The organism is Brevibacterium sp. 50QC2O2, from assembly GCF_024580675.1.
GTDB lineage: Bacteria > Actinomycetota > Actinomycetes > Actinomycetales > Brevibacteriaceae > Brevibacterium > Brevibacterium moorei.
Window position 1 is genome coordinate 26835 of sequence record NZ_JANIJZ010000011.1, and the last position, 14569, is coordinate 41403.

The 14569-nt window shown below is 66.9% G+C and carries 12 protein-coding genes, 4 tRNA genes and 1 pseudogene; 7 read left to right on the forward strand and 10 right to left on the reverse strand.

Translation table 11 applies throughout. The features are described from left to right. Positions 1 to 6: 6 nt before the first annotated feature. Together sucD and NQ038_RS10070 are read left to right on the forward strand one after the other, a co-directional pair. A complete protein-coding gene (gene sucD, locus NQ038_RS10065; RefSeq protein WP_257048626.1) occupies positions 7 to 906 on the forward strand; it encodes a succinate--CoA ligase subunit alpha in 900 nt (299 codons plus the stop codon). A 154-nt stretch (positions 907 to 1060) separates the two neighbouring features. Beyond that, a complete protein-coding gene (locus NQ038_RS10070; RefSeq protein WP_257048627.1) occupies positions 1061 to 2257 on the forward strand; it encodes a class I SAM-dependent methyltransferase in 1197 nt (398 codons plus the stop codon). Positions 2258 to 2356: 99 nt separating this feature from the next. Here NQ038_RS10070 and NQ038_RS10075 read toward each other — a convergent pair whose 3' ends face one another. Further along, positions 2357 to 3451, reverse strand: a complete 1095-nt coding sequence (locus tag NQ038_RS10075; RefSeq protein ID WP_257048628.1) for a glutathione S-transferase family protein — start codon at positions 3449 to 3451, stop codon at positions 2357 to 2359. A 137-nt stretch (positions 3452 to 3588) separates the two neighbouring features. Between NQ038_RS10075 and NQ038_RS10080 the strand changes: the two genes are divergently transcribed. After that, positions 3589 to 5682 (forward strand): alpha/beta fold hydrolase, encoded by a 2094-nt coding sequence (locus tag NQ038_RS10080; RefSeq protein ID WP_257057541.1) that lies wholly within the window; start codon positions 3589 to 3591, stop codon positions 5680 to 5682. A 195-nt stretch (positions 5683 to 5877) separates the two neighbouring features. Here NQ038_RS10080 and NQ038_RS10085 read toward each other — a convergent pair. From NQ038_RS10085 to NQ038_RS10100, 4 genes are all read right to left on the reverse strand, one after another. Beyond that, positions 5878 to 5950 (reverse strand) — tRNA-Lys (locus tag NQ038_RS10085). A gap of 22 nt (positions 5951 to 5972) precedes the next feature. Further along, a tRNA-Lys gene (locus tag NQ038_RS10090) sits at positions 5973 to 6048 on the reverse strand. A gap of 133 nt (positions 6049 to 6181) precedes the next feature. Continuing rightward, positions 6182 to 6475 carry a co-chaperone GroES gene (locus NQ038_RS10095; RefSeq protein ID WP_257057596.1) on the reverse strand — a complete coding sequence of 98 codons (294 nt, stop codon included), beginning with the start codon at positions 6473 to 6475 and terminating at the stop codon, positions 6182 to 6184. Between the two features lie 55 nt (positions 6476 to 6530). Beyond that, on the reverse strand, positions 6531 to 6818 hold the full coding sequence (locus tag NQ038_RS10100) for a DUF3618 domain-containing protein (RefSeq protein WP_257049119.1): 288 nt from the start codon (positions 6816 to 6818) through the stop codon (positions 6531 to 6533). 123 nt (positions 6819 to 6941) lie between these two features. Between NQ038_RS10100 and bcp the strand changes: the two genes are divergently transcribed. Further along, positions 6942 to 7415, forward strand: coding sequence for a thioredoxin-dependent thiol peroxidase (gene bcp / locus NQ038_RS10105; RefSeq protein ID WP_257049120.1), 474 nt, complete (start codon positions 6942 to 6944; stop codon positions 7413 to 7415). Positions 7416 to 7509: 94 nt separating this feature from the next. Beyond that, a tRNA-Leu gene (locus NQ038_RS10110) sits at positions 7510 to 7591 on the forward strand. Between the two features lie 53 nt (positions 7592 to 7644). Here NQ038_RS10110 and NQ038_RS10115 read toward each other — a convergent pair. Further along, positions 7645 to 9159, reverse strand: a complete 1515-nt coding sequence (locus NQ038_RS10115) for a hypothetical protein (protein WP_257057539.1) — start codon at positions 9157 to 9159, stop codon at positions 7645 to 7647. 90 nt (positions 9160 to 9249) lie between these two features. Next, positions 9250 to 11007, reverse strand: coding sequence for a hypothetical protein (locus NQ038_RS10120; RefSeq protein WP_257057536.1), 1758 nt, complete (start codon positions 11005 to 11007; stop codon positions 9250 to 9252). 286 nt (positions 11008 to 11293) lie between these two features. Here NQ038_RS10120 and NQ038_RS10125 point away from each other — a divergent pair. Together NQ038_RS10125 and NQ038_RS10130 are read left to right on the forward strand one after the other, a co-directional pair. Continuing rightward, positions 11294 to 11369, forward strand: a tRNA-His gene (locus NQ038_RS10125). Between the two features lie 88 nt (positions 11370 to 11457). After that, the gene (locus NQ038_RS10130) at positions 11458 to 11928 is read left to right on the forward strand and encodes a hypothetical protein (RefSeq protein WP_232004492.1); all 471 of its coding nucleotides are present in this window, start codon (positions 11458 to 11460) and stop codon (positions 11926 to 11928) included. A gap of 57 nt (positions 11929 to 11985) precedes the next feature. Here NQ038_RS10130 and NQ038_RS10135 read toward each other — a convergent pair. The 3 genes and pseudogenes from NQ038_RS10135 to NQ038_RS10145 form a co-directional block, all read right to left on the reverse strand. Further along, positions 11986 to 13080: pseudogene (locus NQ038_RS10135) on the reverse strand (recombinase family protein); the annotation flags it as partial. 391 nt (positions 13081 to 13471) lie between these two features. Further along, on the reverse strand, positions 13472 to 14035 hold the full coding sequence (locus NQ038_RS10140; RefSeq protein ID WP_257057535.1) for a DUF4913 domain-containing protein: 564 nt from the start codon (positions 14033 to 14035) through the stop codon (positions 13472 to 13474). A gap of 11 nt (positions 14036 to 14046) precedes the next feature. Then, complete coding sequence (locus NQ038_RS10145; RefSeq protein WP_119664847.1) at positions 14047 to 14487, reverse strand: single-stranded DNA-binding protein; 441 nt, start codon at positions 14485 to 14487, stop codon at positions 14047 to 14049. Between the last annotated feature and the right edge of the window lie 82 nt (positions 14488 to 14569).

A 14569-nucleotide genomic window follows, 5' to 3' on the forward strand; every position in this document is an offset into this window, starting at 1 on the left:
GAAAACATGTCGATTTTCCTTAACGAGGATTCCACAATCATCGTCCAGGGCATCACCGGCGGCGAGGGCTCCAAGCACACCGCGCGGATGCTGGCCGCCGGTGCCAAGGTCGTAGGCGGCGTCAACGCCCGCAAGGCCGGCACGACCGTCAGCCACAAGGACGCAACGGGCGCCGACGTCGAACTCCCGGTGTTCGCCTCCGTGGCCGAGGCCATGGCGGCCACGGGTGCCGACGTGTCGGTTGCCTTCGTGCCGCCGGCGTTCTCCAAGGACGCCGCCTTCGAGGCCATCGACGCGGGCATCGGCCTGCTGGTCATCATCACCGAGGGCATCCCGGTGCAGGACTCCGCGCAGATCTGGTCGTACGCCCAGAAGGCCGGCAACAAGACCCGCATCATCGGCCCGAACTGCCCCGGCATCATCTCGCCGGAGGCATCCCTGGCCGGCATCATCCCGGCGACCATCACCAAGAAGGGCAAGCTGGGCCTGGTCTCCAAGTCCGGCACGCTGACCTACCAGATGATGTACGAGCTCAAGGACCTGGGCTTCACCACCGCGATCGGCATCGGCGGGGACCCGGTCATCGGCACCACGCACATCGATGCGCTGCAGGCCTTCCAGGACGATCCTGAGACCGAGGCCATCGTGATGATCGGCGAAATCGGCGGCGACGCCGAGGAACGCGCCGCTGCGTACATCAAGGAGAACGTCACGAAGCCGGTCGTCGGCTACGTTGCGGGCTTCACCGCTCCGGAGGGCAAGACCATGGGCCACGCCGGCGCCATCGTCTCCGGCTCCTCGGGCACCGCCGCAGCGAAGAAGGAGGCCCTCGAGGCCGCGGGCGTCAAGGTCGGCAAGACCCCGTCCGAAACCGCGCAGCTGATGCTGCAGCTGCTGGACGCCTGAGTCCCGGCAGCCCGGCGCGCCCCGGAAGGTGCGGAACCCCTACGGGTCCCGTACCTTCCGGGGCGTTCTGTTTTATCGCAAAAGGCTTGGCAATATGCCGTAGCGGCTCCTTGCCTTGGTTTCCCCAGGTAGGGGGCCTGATTACCATGGTCGTATGCCGCAGTCTCTTCTTCCCGAACCGAAAATCCTCGGAGCCAGTAGCTTCGCCATGGGCAGGGCGTACCCGGAATGGCCGGCGGGATACCCCAAGGCGCGACTGACCCAGGAATACCTGGCCGGCCGGACCAGCGGACAGCTGGATCTGTCCGGCCGCCCCGGCTCCCGGCAGGCCGAATGGCAATCGCACCCCTTCCTGGTCATCGACGACGATGAGGACGGTGCGCTGATCCGTGTGGCCCAGGTATTGGGCAAGACCGATGTGTCGGTATTCCAGGACGAAGTCTCCGACTTCCCCCTGGTCGACGCCCATCGGATCGAAAGCGTGGAGGACCTGAAGTCCTTCGTGGCAGCCGCTGGCCCCACCCGCTACCGGGTGTTGATGACCGCACCCAAGGCCCTGCTGGCGCTGCGCGAATACCTGCAGCTGGTGGTTCCGGTGGCCCTCGAACTCATGTTGGTGGGCCGCGAGAAGCACATGAGCCGGACCCTGAACACCGAACTCGGGAAGTTCTTCGACACCGTTGACGTGGTCCCGGGCGTGGCGAAGTCGCGCATGCTGGTGGGCTCCGATCCCAAGCCCGCCGACAGACTGCCGGCGCCCACCGAGTTCCCGCAGTCGTCGGTGCGCCGCAGCCCGACCGAGGAACTGGGCGATTTCACGGTCCTGGCGCACGGCGCCACCTTCGGCGGGACCTCGGTCGATGCCGGTTCGGCTCTGCTGGTGCAGGCCCTGGCAGATCACCGCGCGGACCTGGCCGAACGCGGCAAGGACCGGATGCTGGATCTGGGCTGTGGCAATGGCTGGCTGCTGGCCTCGGCCACCCGGCTGCTGGACCCCAGGGAACCCGTGGGCGTGGATATCTCCGAATTCGCGGTGGAATCGACCAGGGCGACGCTGGCCGCCAACGGGGTTGCCGCGCGGGTCGTGCAGAGTGACGCGGGCGCGGATCTGGCCGACGGGTCCTTCGACCTGGTGCTGCTCAACCCGCCGTTCCACGACGGGGCCAAGCTCACCGTCGACCCGGCCCGGCGGATGATCGAATCCGCCCACCGCCTGCTCAAGCCCGGTGGCACCCTGGTCTGCGTGTTCAACTCGGTGCTGCGCCACCGCGCTGTGATCACGCGGGTATTCGGCCAGGCCGATCAGTGGGCCCGCGACCGGCGTTTCACGGTGGTCACCGCCCGCCGCTGAGCCGATCTGCGCTGTTCTGGAGAGTTCCACTACAACCTGAATTGTCGATTTTGGCCGAAAATGCCGATATATCGACATTTCGGGTCGTAGTGGAACTTTTTAAAGGGAGACCAGGCCGGTGGCCGGGTCGATGAACGGATTGTGTGCGGGATCGACGCGTTCGCCCTCCGGCACGGGTCCCGGAGCCGAGGCCCCCGGTGCGAAGGGCGAACCGCCCAGGGCCTGCCGGCCATGGGGCTCGCCCCAATTGGACAGATCGGGTCCGGCCGGCACGATCCCAGTGGGATTGATGTCCGTGTGGACGATGTAATAGTGCCGTTTGATCTGCACGAAGTCGATCGTGTCGCCGAAGCCCGGGGTCTGGAACAGATCGCGGGCGTAGGCCCACAGATTGTCGAATTCGCTGAGCTTCTGCCGATTGCACTTGAAGTGTCCGTGGTACACCGGGTCGAAGCGAACCAGGGTGGTGAAGAGGCGGACATCGGCCTCCGTGATGTGATGGCCCAGCAGATAGCGGCGTTCGCCCAGGAGCTCCTCCAGCCAGTCCAGGGCCGCGAACAGGCGCTGATAGGCGGACTCGTAGGCTGCCTGGGAGCCGGAGAACCCGCAGCGGTAGACCCCGTTGTTGACATCGCGGAACACCCTGTCGTTGATCTCGAGCATTTCCGCAGCGGATTCCTCCGGCAGCAGATCGGGGGCGCCGGTGCGGTGGAACTCGCGCCATTGGGTGGAGAAGTCCACGGTGATCTGCGGGAAGTCGTTGGTCACGACCTTGCCGCTTGACACCTCGACCAGGGCGGGCACGGTGATGCCGCGCGGATAGCCCTGCTGCCTGGCCTCGTAGGCGTCCTTGAGGCGGGGGATTCGCAGCACGGGGTCCAGACCGCCCGGGTCCAGATCGAAGGTCCAGGAATCCGCGTCGTGGGTGGGCCCCGGCATGCCCAGGGAGATGGCGTCCTCCAAGCCCAGTAGGCGGCGCACGATGATGGTGCGGTTGGCCCAGGGGCAGGCGCGGGCGGCCACGAGGCGGTAGCGGCCGGCCGCGACGGGCCAGAGGTGGCTGGACTCCGGGTCCGCGAAGGCTGCGGCGGGGTCGGCCTGTAGGTCCGCGGCGGTGTCGGCCGTGACGATCCGGTCGGTGATGTAGGACATATCGCGTTTGTATTCGGGTTCGACGTATGCGCCGTTTGCCATGGTTCCTCCTCGGACTTCGGACTGTCGCAAATATAGTTCAAGCCTAAATTAAAGCCGCGGTGGGTGCTCCGGGATAGGCTCGCAGTATGTCAGATGATTCGAATCACATGCCTGATAGCTCACAGAATACGTCGCCGGTGCCCGGAGCGCTCGCGAACCCGACCCGGATGCTCGATGCGGACCGGCTGGGCGGGCTCATCGCCGGCCCCGACGGCCGCCTCTATGCGACCGTCACCGGGCTCGACGCCGCCGGTTCCGCCTATGCCACCCGGCTGGTCGAGATCGACCCCGAGGCCGTGGCCGGCACCATCGAGCACCCCGCCCCGGCTCCCGCAGCCCCGTCCGGTAGGGGTGATGCCGCCGCGACGACCGGCGTGCGCGCGCTGGTCCGGCCCCCGGCCTCGGTCGGAGCCGTCGCAGCGGGCGCGGACGGACTGGTTTACTTCACCGCCAAGCGCCAGGGCGCCGATGGCACGACGCCGGACGATCCGGCCTTGTTCGTCCTGCCCGCCAGGGGCGAGGCCCGGCTCGTGGCAGTGCACCCCGGCGGGTTCACCGCACTGCAGGTGCGTGGGGACTCCGTGATCGCCGAGGTTCCGCTGCACACCGGGGCGTCCACCGAGGAGCAGCACGTGGCGCTGAGTGCCGAGCGCAAGGACGCGAAGGTCTCTGCGATCATGCACGAGGGCTTCCCGACCCGTTACTGGAACGCCGATCTGGGGCCCGCGCGCCAGGTCCTGGCCGTCATCGACCCCGCTGCGCCCGAGGTGTCGCGGCTGAGCTATCCGCAGATGCCGCACGGGCGGATGCTGAACTGGAAGGCCGCCCCGGACGGAACCCGCGCGCTCGTGACGGTGGAGCGCACGATCGGCAGCGCGGCCACCGGCGGTACCGACCTGCAGTCCTCCGAGGTCCACCTGGTCGATCTGACCGGTGCCGCACGGCCGCGGCTACTGCTGGCCGGGGACTCGACCCATGCGGTGCAGGCCGGGGAGATCTCACCCGCTGGCACCCGCGCCGTGCTCACGCTGGAATCGCGCTGGACGCCGGACCAGAGCCTGGGCGCGCAGGTGCTGCTCGCGGACCTGGAAACGGCAGCTGTGGCCCCGCTGTGGCCGGCACACGATTTCTGGTTCGATCCGGTGTGGCTCGACGAGCACACGCTGGTCGCCACAAGCGACGATCACGGGCGCGGCAGCGTGTGGATCGGCGGGGTGGACGAGGAAGCGCCGCGCCGGCTGGCAGGAGGGCTAGAGGGGCGGCACTCGTTCTCCGGGCTGGAGGTTCTGCCGGCGACCGCGGCAGGCGACGGGGCGTCCCTGGTGGCAGCGGCCTCGGCCGTGGACGAGGCGCCGCTGCCCGTGCGCATCGACCCGGCGACGGGTGCCGTGACCCGGCTGCCGAACCCCGCCACCGCCCTGCGCCTGCCCGGTGCCCTGGACGAGGTCCGGGCGACGGCGGCCGACGGGACCACGATCAGGGCCTGGCTGGCATTGCCGGAGGGCGCCGGCCCGCACCCGCTGCTGGTCTTCGTCCACGGCGGACCGTGGGGTTCGTGGAACGCCTGGTCCTTCCGCTGGAATCCGGGCCCCTTCCTGGCCGCCGGATACGCGGTGCTGCTGCCGGACCCCGCGATCTCCACCGGGTACGGCCAGGACTTCATCGACCGTGGCCAGCAGGAGATCGGCGGGAGCCCGTTCACCGACATCATGGCCCTGGCGCAGGCGGCCTGGGACCGCCCGGATGTAGACTCGGTCGCCACAGCTCTGCTGGGCGGTTCCTACGGCGGCTATATGGCCAACTGGGTGGCAGGGCAGACGGGGGACAGGTTCAAGTGCATCGTCACCCACGCCGCGCAGTGGAGCGCCAAGCACAAGTCGCGGACCTCGGACAATTCGAGTTGGGACCGAGGGATGGGTGAGCAGTACGAGACGTACTCGGCCGACCGGTACTGCGAGCGGATCGAGGTGCCGATGCTCATCACGCACGGCAACCGGGACTACCGGGTGCCGATCGCCCAGGGTCAGGAACTGTGGTTCGATCTGCTGACGAAATCGCGGACGCCGCTGGACGCCACCGGGAAGACACAGCACCGCTTCCTGTTCTTCCCCGATGAGGCGCACTGGATCATGGGCCGCGGCAATGCGCAGGTCTGGTACGAGACGGTGCTGGGTTTCGTCGACCAGCACGTGCTGGGGTACGCCTGGGACAGGCCCGCGACCCTGGGGTGAGCAATGGCGGGCTGAGCGGCTGAGCGCTGCCTGGTTGAGTGCTGGCGGCCGGCCGATGGACTGGTCCGTCGTGGTTCCGGTTCGGGATCGTTGCCTCAAAGCAACGATCCCGAACCTGAACCACGGCTGAGGGCTTCGGCGGGTGCTGAATGCAAAGAACCCGATCGCGACGGCGATCGGGTTCGGAACATCCTGTGCACCCCCCGGGACTTGAACCCGGAACCCACTGATTAAGAGTCAGTTGCTCTGCCAATTGAGCTAGAGGTGCGTGGCGGGTCCGAAGACCTGCCTGGTGCGCCCCCCGGGACTTGAACCCGGAACCCACTGATTAAGAGTCAGTTGCTCTGCCAATTGAGCTAGAGGCGCAACGGATATAAATATACACACCCGGAGGTCTGGTGCAAAATCAAAAGCGGCAAATCCTGCCGTTTGTGGTGTAATACACACGCCGGGGCTTTATCTGCCGCTTCCGAGTCCGGGCGGGCGTCCTACGGGCGTCCTACAGGTACATCCCCGTGATCGTTTCCGTCTCCGGTTCCGACACCGCGTGCACATCGCGTTCGCGCAGCAGGGTGTAGGCGGTGGCCTCGAGCTCCACCTCGGACCGGTCCTCGGGGTCGAACAGGATCTTGTCGCCCAGCTTCACCTGGTGCACATGCGGTCCGACCGCCGCCACCACGCCCCAGGCCAGGCGCTTGCCCACGGCCGCGGTGGCGGGGATGACGATGCCGGCGGAGGACTTGCGCTCGCCGAGTTCGGCATCGGGGGCCACGAGCACGCGGTCGTGGAGCATCCGGATGGGCAGGTTCGCCGGGGCCTGCGGGTCGCCCGCCGGGTTCGTGGGGTCCTCAGCCACGGCGCTTGCGCAGCAGGACGAGGCTGGTCACGGCCACCGCTGCCAAGGTCAGTCCGCCGCCCAGGGCCGCGACCTCGGTCTTGAGTGAGCCGTCGGGGTTGATGACGAGGCCCTTGGCGGTCGCCTTGGCCTGCGCGGCCAGGGTCTTCGGGTGCAGCCGGCCGACCAGCTCGTCGACATTGCCCGACAGGCGTGCCGAGCGCAGGCGGATTGATTCGGCCAGCTGGGCCTTGGAAGCGGTATCGACGGTCACATCGGAGGTGTAGACGTTCGAGCTCACGGTTGTCCTTAGGGGTTGAGTCGGATATGTCGGATTTCTGCCCCAAGCTTATCCCGTGGCCGCAGTCGTGGGACAGGTGGCCGGGTAGGGTGAAGGCAGGAGAATCCATAGAAAGGGATGCCGATGCCACGTCTGGAAGTGGGCCAGGAGGCCCCCGATTTCACCCTGACCGATGCCACGGGCGAGTCCGTGAGCCTGCACGACTACGCGGGACAGCGCGTGGTGGTCTATTTCTATCCGGCCGCGATGACGCCGGGCTGCACCACCGAGGCCTGCGATTTCCGCGATTCGCTTTCTGCTCTGCAGGCCGCGGGCGTGCAAGTGCTGGGGATCTCGCCGGACAAGCCGGAGAAGCTGCAGAAGTTCATCGATAAGGAGGGGCTGAACTTCCCCCTGCTGTCCGATCCGGACAAGTCGATGATGACCGCCTGGGGCGCGTTCGGGGAGAAGAAGAACTACGGCAAGGTGGTTCAGGGCGTCATCCGGTCCACCGTGGTGGTGGGTGCCGACGGCAAGGTCGAGATCGCCCTGTACAACGTCAAGGCCACCGGTCACGTCGCCCGGGTGCGCAAGCAGCTGGGGATCGACGCGGCCTGAGCCGGTGTGGCTCGGGCCGGTGTGGCTTCGCGCTGCCGTGCTCGGTCCACCGATTTAACGCCTTCGGTCCTCATGGACTAATCTGGGATGGTTCGCGCGAGTGGCGGAATTGGTAGACGCGCTGGATTTAGGTTCCAGTGTCTGCGGACGTAGGGGTTCAAGTCCCCTCTCGCGTACACAGCGAAATGGCCTGGCACATGCCAGGCCATTTTTGTGTGCAGGGCGGGATCTACCGGTTGCGCTGCTTGCGCAGGACCACCAGTACCAGCAGCAGGGCCAGCGCGCCCAACGCCAGTAGACCGATGACCGGCAGCACCAGGCGCGGGGCCGAGGCCGCCGAGCCGGCGTTCGGCGCCGGCGTGGACTGCGCGGTGGAATCGGGCTGAGCCGTCGAAGCGTTGGGGTCCGGAATGGCATCGGGACCCTCGTCGTCTGTGTGGGGAACGGGGTCGGAATAGTCCCTGGCCGGGTCAGCTCCCTGTTCGTCTCCGGCCTCGCCGGGCAGGGCACTGGATGCCTCGGGCGACTTATGCGAATTGCCGTTTCCCTCGTTCGGGTCGGGCACCCCACCCGTCTGTGCGGGGTCGTCCGGATTCGCCGGCGCCGGATCCTCGCCGGGATTGCTGGCGGGGTCCTCGGGGGTGCTGCTCTCACCGGGGTCGGTACCCGGTTCCGTACCCGGCTCGGTGGACGGGTCTGTCGGATGCTCGGAGGGCTCGCCGGACCCGTTGGCCGCACCGTTGTCGTCGGCGCCGGCCTGATCGGAACCACTCGCGTCCGCCGCACCGCCTGAATCGGCGTTGCCGCCGTCCTCGGCAGAGCCGTCGGAGCCTTCGTCTGCACCGGCATCCGCGTCGCCGCCGTCGGAGCCACTCCCAGCGTCGGCGCTTCCGTCGGCCCCGGTGTCGGAGGAGCCGTCCGAACCCGCGTTGGAGGAACCGTCCGAGTCGGCGTCATCGCCGCCGGAGGCATCCCCACCGGCATTCGAATCGCTATCCGAGCCACCGGAGTCGGAGGGCCTGGCGGCATAGGACAGGACGCCGCCACTGAGGCTCAACTTGAACGTGTGCGGATTGATCGCCTCGCCCACGGAAGGGCTCTGAGTCGCCGGTCCGGTGGATGGCCGGGCGGCGTAGGGGACGATCCCCGGCAGCTGAGACGGTGCCGTGGTGGGGCCGGTCGAGGGAGTCGGACGCACGGAATCAGCGGGCTGGGGGAGCGCCTTCCAGGTGGCCACGGCCTCGCCCGAACGGTCTTCGATGCCGATCACGGCGCTGGTCGCATTACCCTTCGCGTCCTTGCCGGCCGTGGGAATGGTTCGGCCGTCGAGGGCCTTGGCCGCCTGGGCGGGGGAGGGAACCTGGCCTGTGGATCCGGATGCGAACTCGAAGGAATAGGCGGAGTCGCCGGTCATCAGATCGAGCAGGGACAGGCAGGCCCGGGGCAGATCGCCGGAGCCCTGGCACTCCTGTGGCAGTGGGGCCTCGGTCGGGGTCGCGGAGGCCGAGGGGTCCGGGGACGCGGTGGGCTCCGCGCTGGGGGTCGTGGGTGCGGAAGATGCCGTGGACGGCGATTCCGCAGGGTCCGTCGGGCTGCCGGGCGCAGTTGCGGTTACAGTCGATTCCGGGGCTGAATTCGCGGTCGGCGAATCGGCCGAAGCGGGCACGGTGGCGTACAGCGCGGATCCTACGAGGAGCGCGACTGTGCCGAAGGCCAGCCGGCGCATCGCGTTCCGTACCGTCAAAGGTCGATCCGATCTGCGTGGGGACAAGGGCAGCTGCGCCCATGGTACCCGGCCGTGCCCCTCACCTCAAAGCACCCGGCGGGCAATTTTCTATTCCTTGGGGTAGGCGACGACCGAGCCGTTGCCCTGGCGCACGATTGCCAACTGCCCGTCATCGGTCACGGCCAGCAGGTTGGTCGTGGTCCGCCAGGCGGTGTCGCCGGATACCAACACGGCCTCGCCTCCGAGTATGCCAGGTGTCAGTGCACCCCTGGGGTCGGACAGGTCCACATGCTGGCCGGTCCCGTCGCGCACCAGCAGGCCGGTACGCATATCGAACAGGTAGGGGCCGATGACGGCCAGCTGGTGTCCCTGTCCGCGGATCCACTTGGCATCCTGGCCGATCGAATCGGTGCTGGTCGACACGGTGGACTTGATGGCGCCGGTCTTGGCGTTGTGGACGACCAACTGGACCGCGTGCCCCGAATTCGTGCGGCTGCCGGAATCGCCCCACAGGGTCACGACATTGCCGTAGCCGGCGGAGATCCACCGGATGATGTGTAGGTCCTTGGCCGGTTGCTCCAGTTTCACATCCGTCTTCTGACCGGTCTGGATATCGGTCAGTTGGAGGGGACCGGCGAACTTCGCGCTGATCAGCGAGCTCTCGTCCAGGGCCATGGGTGTGGATCCGATGGCCGGTCGGGGCAGCTTGTCGAGCGTGTGCTCGCCGAAGGTGTAGAGCGCGTCTCCGCTCTTGATGATGATCGAGGAGCCCGCGGAGCTGATCCGGGCCTTCTTCGGCAGAGAGTACTTCACCGGTTGATTCGAGCCGTCGAACAGGGCGAAGGCGGTGTCACCGGTGCGCCAGACCAGCGCGCTCTGCTTGCCGATGCGGGTATCGACGGCGAAGGTGACCGGGTCCTTCACGCTGGTCGAATAGCGTTGTTTGCCAGTGGCGGGGTTGAGGACTCGCAGCGACTTGCCCTCGACGATCAGTACGCCGCGCGAACTGGCGGTCGCCGAGGCCTTGCGCTGGGTTCCCGCCGACCACTTGGACGTCTTCGAGAAGCCGGGCACGGGCTCCTCGGTGGTTTCCACGTTCAAAGAGGAATACTGCCCCTGGCCGGCGCTGACGCCCTCGGTGCCGGCGGCATCCGAGCCGGGGCTGCCCACCACCTGCGGGAACAGATAGGCGATCGCGATGACGATGAGCAGGACCAGCAGGACGATGCCGGGGATGGTCAGGGCGTGGCCGCCGATTCGCTGGGCGCGCTTGCGCCGACTCCGGGTCCGTTCGAACTTGGGGCGGCTGCCGCGCGGGCGCAGGGGATCGGCCGGGCCGGAGAACTGTGTGCCCGCAAGGGCTGCGGGGGTGCCGGGTTTCTCCGTACTCGCCGAGGGCTGGGCCCGGTCGGCTGTCTGGCCATCCGCCGTTATGGCATCAGCGCTTGTCTGGGTCGGAGGGCTCGGGGCCGGAGCGGGACCGGCGGTGGGGGCAGGGGCCCCGTGTGCCGGGTCCGGGGCGATCGGCTTCCGGTCTGTTTCCGTCAGGGGAGTCGGTGGGGTGGCGGGCCTGCTTGAAGCCTGGGCTGCAGTGGGTTCCGCCGGTGCGGCCGGCGGCTGCGGTGCAGCGGCGGCCGGGGCGTCTGCTTGAGCGGATGGTGTCAGGCCGCCGGTCTGGTCGATGTCCAGACTGTGCTGGGCGCCAGAGGGCTCGACGATATCGAGTCTGATGCAGACTGCGTTGGTCCGCCCGAAACCACGCGCCGCATTGAGGGCGGAGGCGAGGTCGGGATGCTGTGTCGTCGTGCCGGCGATGGTCAGTTGCGCCGACTTATCGGCAGCAACGTGCACATTCGCGCTCAGCATCTGGTGGGACCTCGTTCGGCTGGGAAAGGCGGGCGGGCACGGGGGCCGGCCCAGGGCAACAGTATCCATGATCATACGTGAGCCCGCGGCTGTCATCCTGAAGTGGTGGTTCCCGGGTACCTGCAACACAATCGTTGCGGTTCTCAAGCTTTGACAAGGATGTCGTGACAGAAATCGTTACCTCAGGTGTGATCTGCCGCTCATTCCTGCCAGTGGTAGCAGCCCGGTTTGCAAATCTCCGATCTGTGCCCCTAAGATATCTCTTGTTGCCCGCAAGGGCACGATGGTGGCTGTAGCTCAGTTGGTAGAGCACCGCGTTGTGGTCGCGGGGGTCGCGGGTTCAAACCCCGTCAGCCACCCCAGATGGGTCAGGTTTGAACTTTCGACCAAGGGACCACCCTTGGTCGGGGTTGAAACCTGGCCCTTTTTGTGTGTCCCGACAGCTTCAGCGTGGGCTTCCACTTGGGTGCGGGCCTGCTCGGCCCAGGTCAGGGCGTCGGCCTGGAGGTCGGTGCTGGACAGTCCGTCGAATGGGGTGCGGTAGCCGACACGGATGTCGTTATCCTCGTCGATGTAGATGGCTGTGAACAGGGCTTGGTTGCACAGGCGCCGATTCGCGTCGTCGGCGTTGGCGTAGATATCAGCCATGTTGGACATCAACACGAGCGAGTCGTCGAGGTTCGCCCGAGCTTCGGCGTACTCCCCGTTGTGGGCCTGGATGCGGAACTCGATGGTTTCCAGAGAGGCGTTGATGCGGTCCTGTTCCCGTTTGAGCAGGTCCAGGGGGATGGCGCCCGCGTAGTGGGCTTGGAGGAGCTTGGTCTGCTCGCCTTCCAGTTCGGTGCGGCGGGTGGCGAGTTCGGCCAGCTCGGCGGCACCTTCGCTCATCATCTGGTCGAACTTGGCGTGGATCATCTCTGAGAGCGCCTGCCGGGTTTCGGACGGGATCTGCACGTGGGTGTAGAAGCGTTCGATGAGTTGCTCGACGTCTTCGATGAGCATGGCCTGGCGGGTGCAGTTGTTGCGTCCGGCGTGGCGGGAGGAGCACACGAAGTAGGGGTAGATGGTGCCCTGACTGGACTTCGCATTGCAGACGATGAGCCTGGAGCCGCATTGCCCGCAGAAGACACTGCCCTTGAGGTAGTGGTCGTGAATCTGGGTCGCATCGGCCGCGGACTTGTGGGTACCCAGCACGATCTGGACCTGCTCCCAGACCTCGACTGGAACGATCGGATCGTGGGCTCCGCGGTAGGTGACGCCCTGGTACACGATGGCTCCCTTATAGTACGGATTCGTGAGCATCCGATGCACTGTGGACTTCGCGATCGGCTTCGACGGACGCCGCGGCGTCGGCGACGTCGTCAGCCCGCGGGCGACCAATTCCTGGTGGAGCTGGCTGGTGGTCCAGTCCCCCGAGGCGAAGACCTGGAAGGCCCAACGCACCAGCCCCGCGCGCTCCTCATCGACCTCGACGGTGCGGATCTCGCGGCCCATGTCGTCACGGATGCCGACGTTGCGGTACCCGATCGGCGCCTTCGTGACCGTGCCACCCTGGGCGGCCTTCTGGGACAGGCCCTTGACAACTTCGGTAGCGAGGTTGCGGGAGTAGAACTCGGCGATCGAGGACATGATGCCGTGCAGAAGCATGCCCGAAGGGGTCTCATCAATGTTCTCCGTGGCGGAGACCAGAGTGACGCCTGCGTCCTTCAAGGCCAGGTGGATGGTGACGTCGTCAGCCCTGTTGCGGGCCAGGCGGTCGACCTTGTGGACGATGCAGTAGTTCGTCTTGTGGGTGGCGACGTACTTGATCATCCGCATGAGTTCGGGCCGGTGGGCCTTGCGAGCGGACTCGCCCGCGTCGACGAACTCCTCCACGATGGTGGCGCCCAGCTGATCGGCCTTGCGCTGATTGGCCTCACGCTGGGCGGGGATCGAGAATCCCTCCGCGTTGCCGCCCTTCTCTGCCTGCTCCTTGGTGGAGACACGCAGGTAGGACACGGCGATGGCGCCCGCGAATGGGGTCGGGGCGACAAGACTGTCGATGGCTGCTTCGTCAGCGTGCTCGGATGTCATGGCTCTTCTCCGCTACTACTGGTCCCGTGATCCGACGCGGCCTGTTTCGCGGTGGGTGTTGATCGTGAGAAGAGCCCGAAGGCTGTAGGACTAGGCCAAGTTGGCCATGTTTGCGTTGCCTCGCTTGCACGAGCGCTAGGACCACAACACCCGCCACCGCGGCGGATGCCCCTATTCTACGGCGTTGGCCGGGTCTGCGCACTGGCCAGTTCGGTGCGAAGTACCGTGTGGCTCGGCGAGCTTGGGGCGGGCTGCCGGAGGGACATTCGGATCAGCAACTCGCAGAGCTTGTCCAGATCGGGCGGATCGTTGAACTCCGCACGGATGCTGAGGTCACGCTCTTCCTGGGGTCGCTGCCCCGTCTTCCTCGCGTACCGGCGTCCCATGACGCTCACGCCTCGCTGGCGTCGGTATCGAGTGAGGCGTAGAACGCGTCTTCAGCATTCTGTCGTGCCTCAACCTGGTCGAGAACGTACTGAACGAAGTCCGCATCTCGATCAGTAATCACGGTCTCCTCGGCGTGTGCGGCAGACGCTTCGCCGGGCCAGGTCGTTTGCCGAGTCGGTCGGTCGCGGTCGAGGCGGGTGCCGGACGCGGTCACCCAGTCACGCAGCCTCTGGCGGGCGTCGGCAAAGTCGCGATGCCAGCCGAGCGGCGCGGAGCCGTTCTGGTCAGGGTCGTAGGCGCACAGCCAGTGCAGGTGGAGGGCGGAAAGTTCCCAGAGCAGTTCGGGGTGGCGGTGCCAGTAGGGCGGGACGACGGAGGCCGGGAGACCATAGGTGCGGCGTAGCCAGTCGACCCACCGGTTGAGTTCCAGCAGTTCCTGCTCCAGATCGTTGGCGGTCAACAGATTCCAGTTGATCGGATGCGGAGGTTCAGGGATGTCGACGTTCGGGATGGCGCCGTCATCGAGTGGTCCGTCGTCGGGTACTGGGTGGCGCAGATCGTCATTCATCGCTCGCTGCCTCACATTCCCATTGCTGGGGCGGCCGAGGACACGGTCCGCTGCTGCGGCTCAAAGGCAGTGGCGTCGCGCGAAGGACGGGACCGCTGGCTACGGTCCACCTCATAGCGAGTGCGCGCCAGGTCATGGCCGATCCGGGTGGCGATGAACTCCTCGCCCTCACGCACCTGACCGTTTCGTTCGTAGGAGTATTCGCGCACACGGCCGTCAGCGATGATGTTGTCGCCCTTCTCCAGGCGCTCAGCTCCCTGCTCGGCAGCTCCGCGGAAGGCGATGAGGTCGTGGAAGGTGGTCTCCAGCTGGGTGTAGCTGTTGTCGTCCTCCCTGCGGTAGTGCTCGATGCCGAGCTTGAGGTACAGGCGAGCATCGCCCCGCTCGGTGTGAGTGAGCTGCGGGTCGGACGCAACAAAGCCGGACACGGACTGATGGGTGCGGATAGCCATGACGGCCACCTCCTGGAGTCGTGCGGTCACCCGGTGGTGACCGCTGTGCCAGGCAGGTGCACGAGGCTTCCCAGCGTTCGGC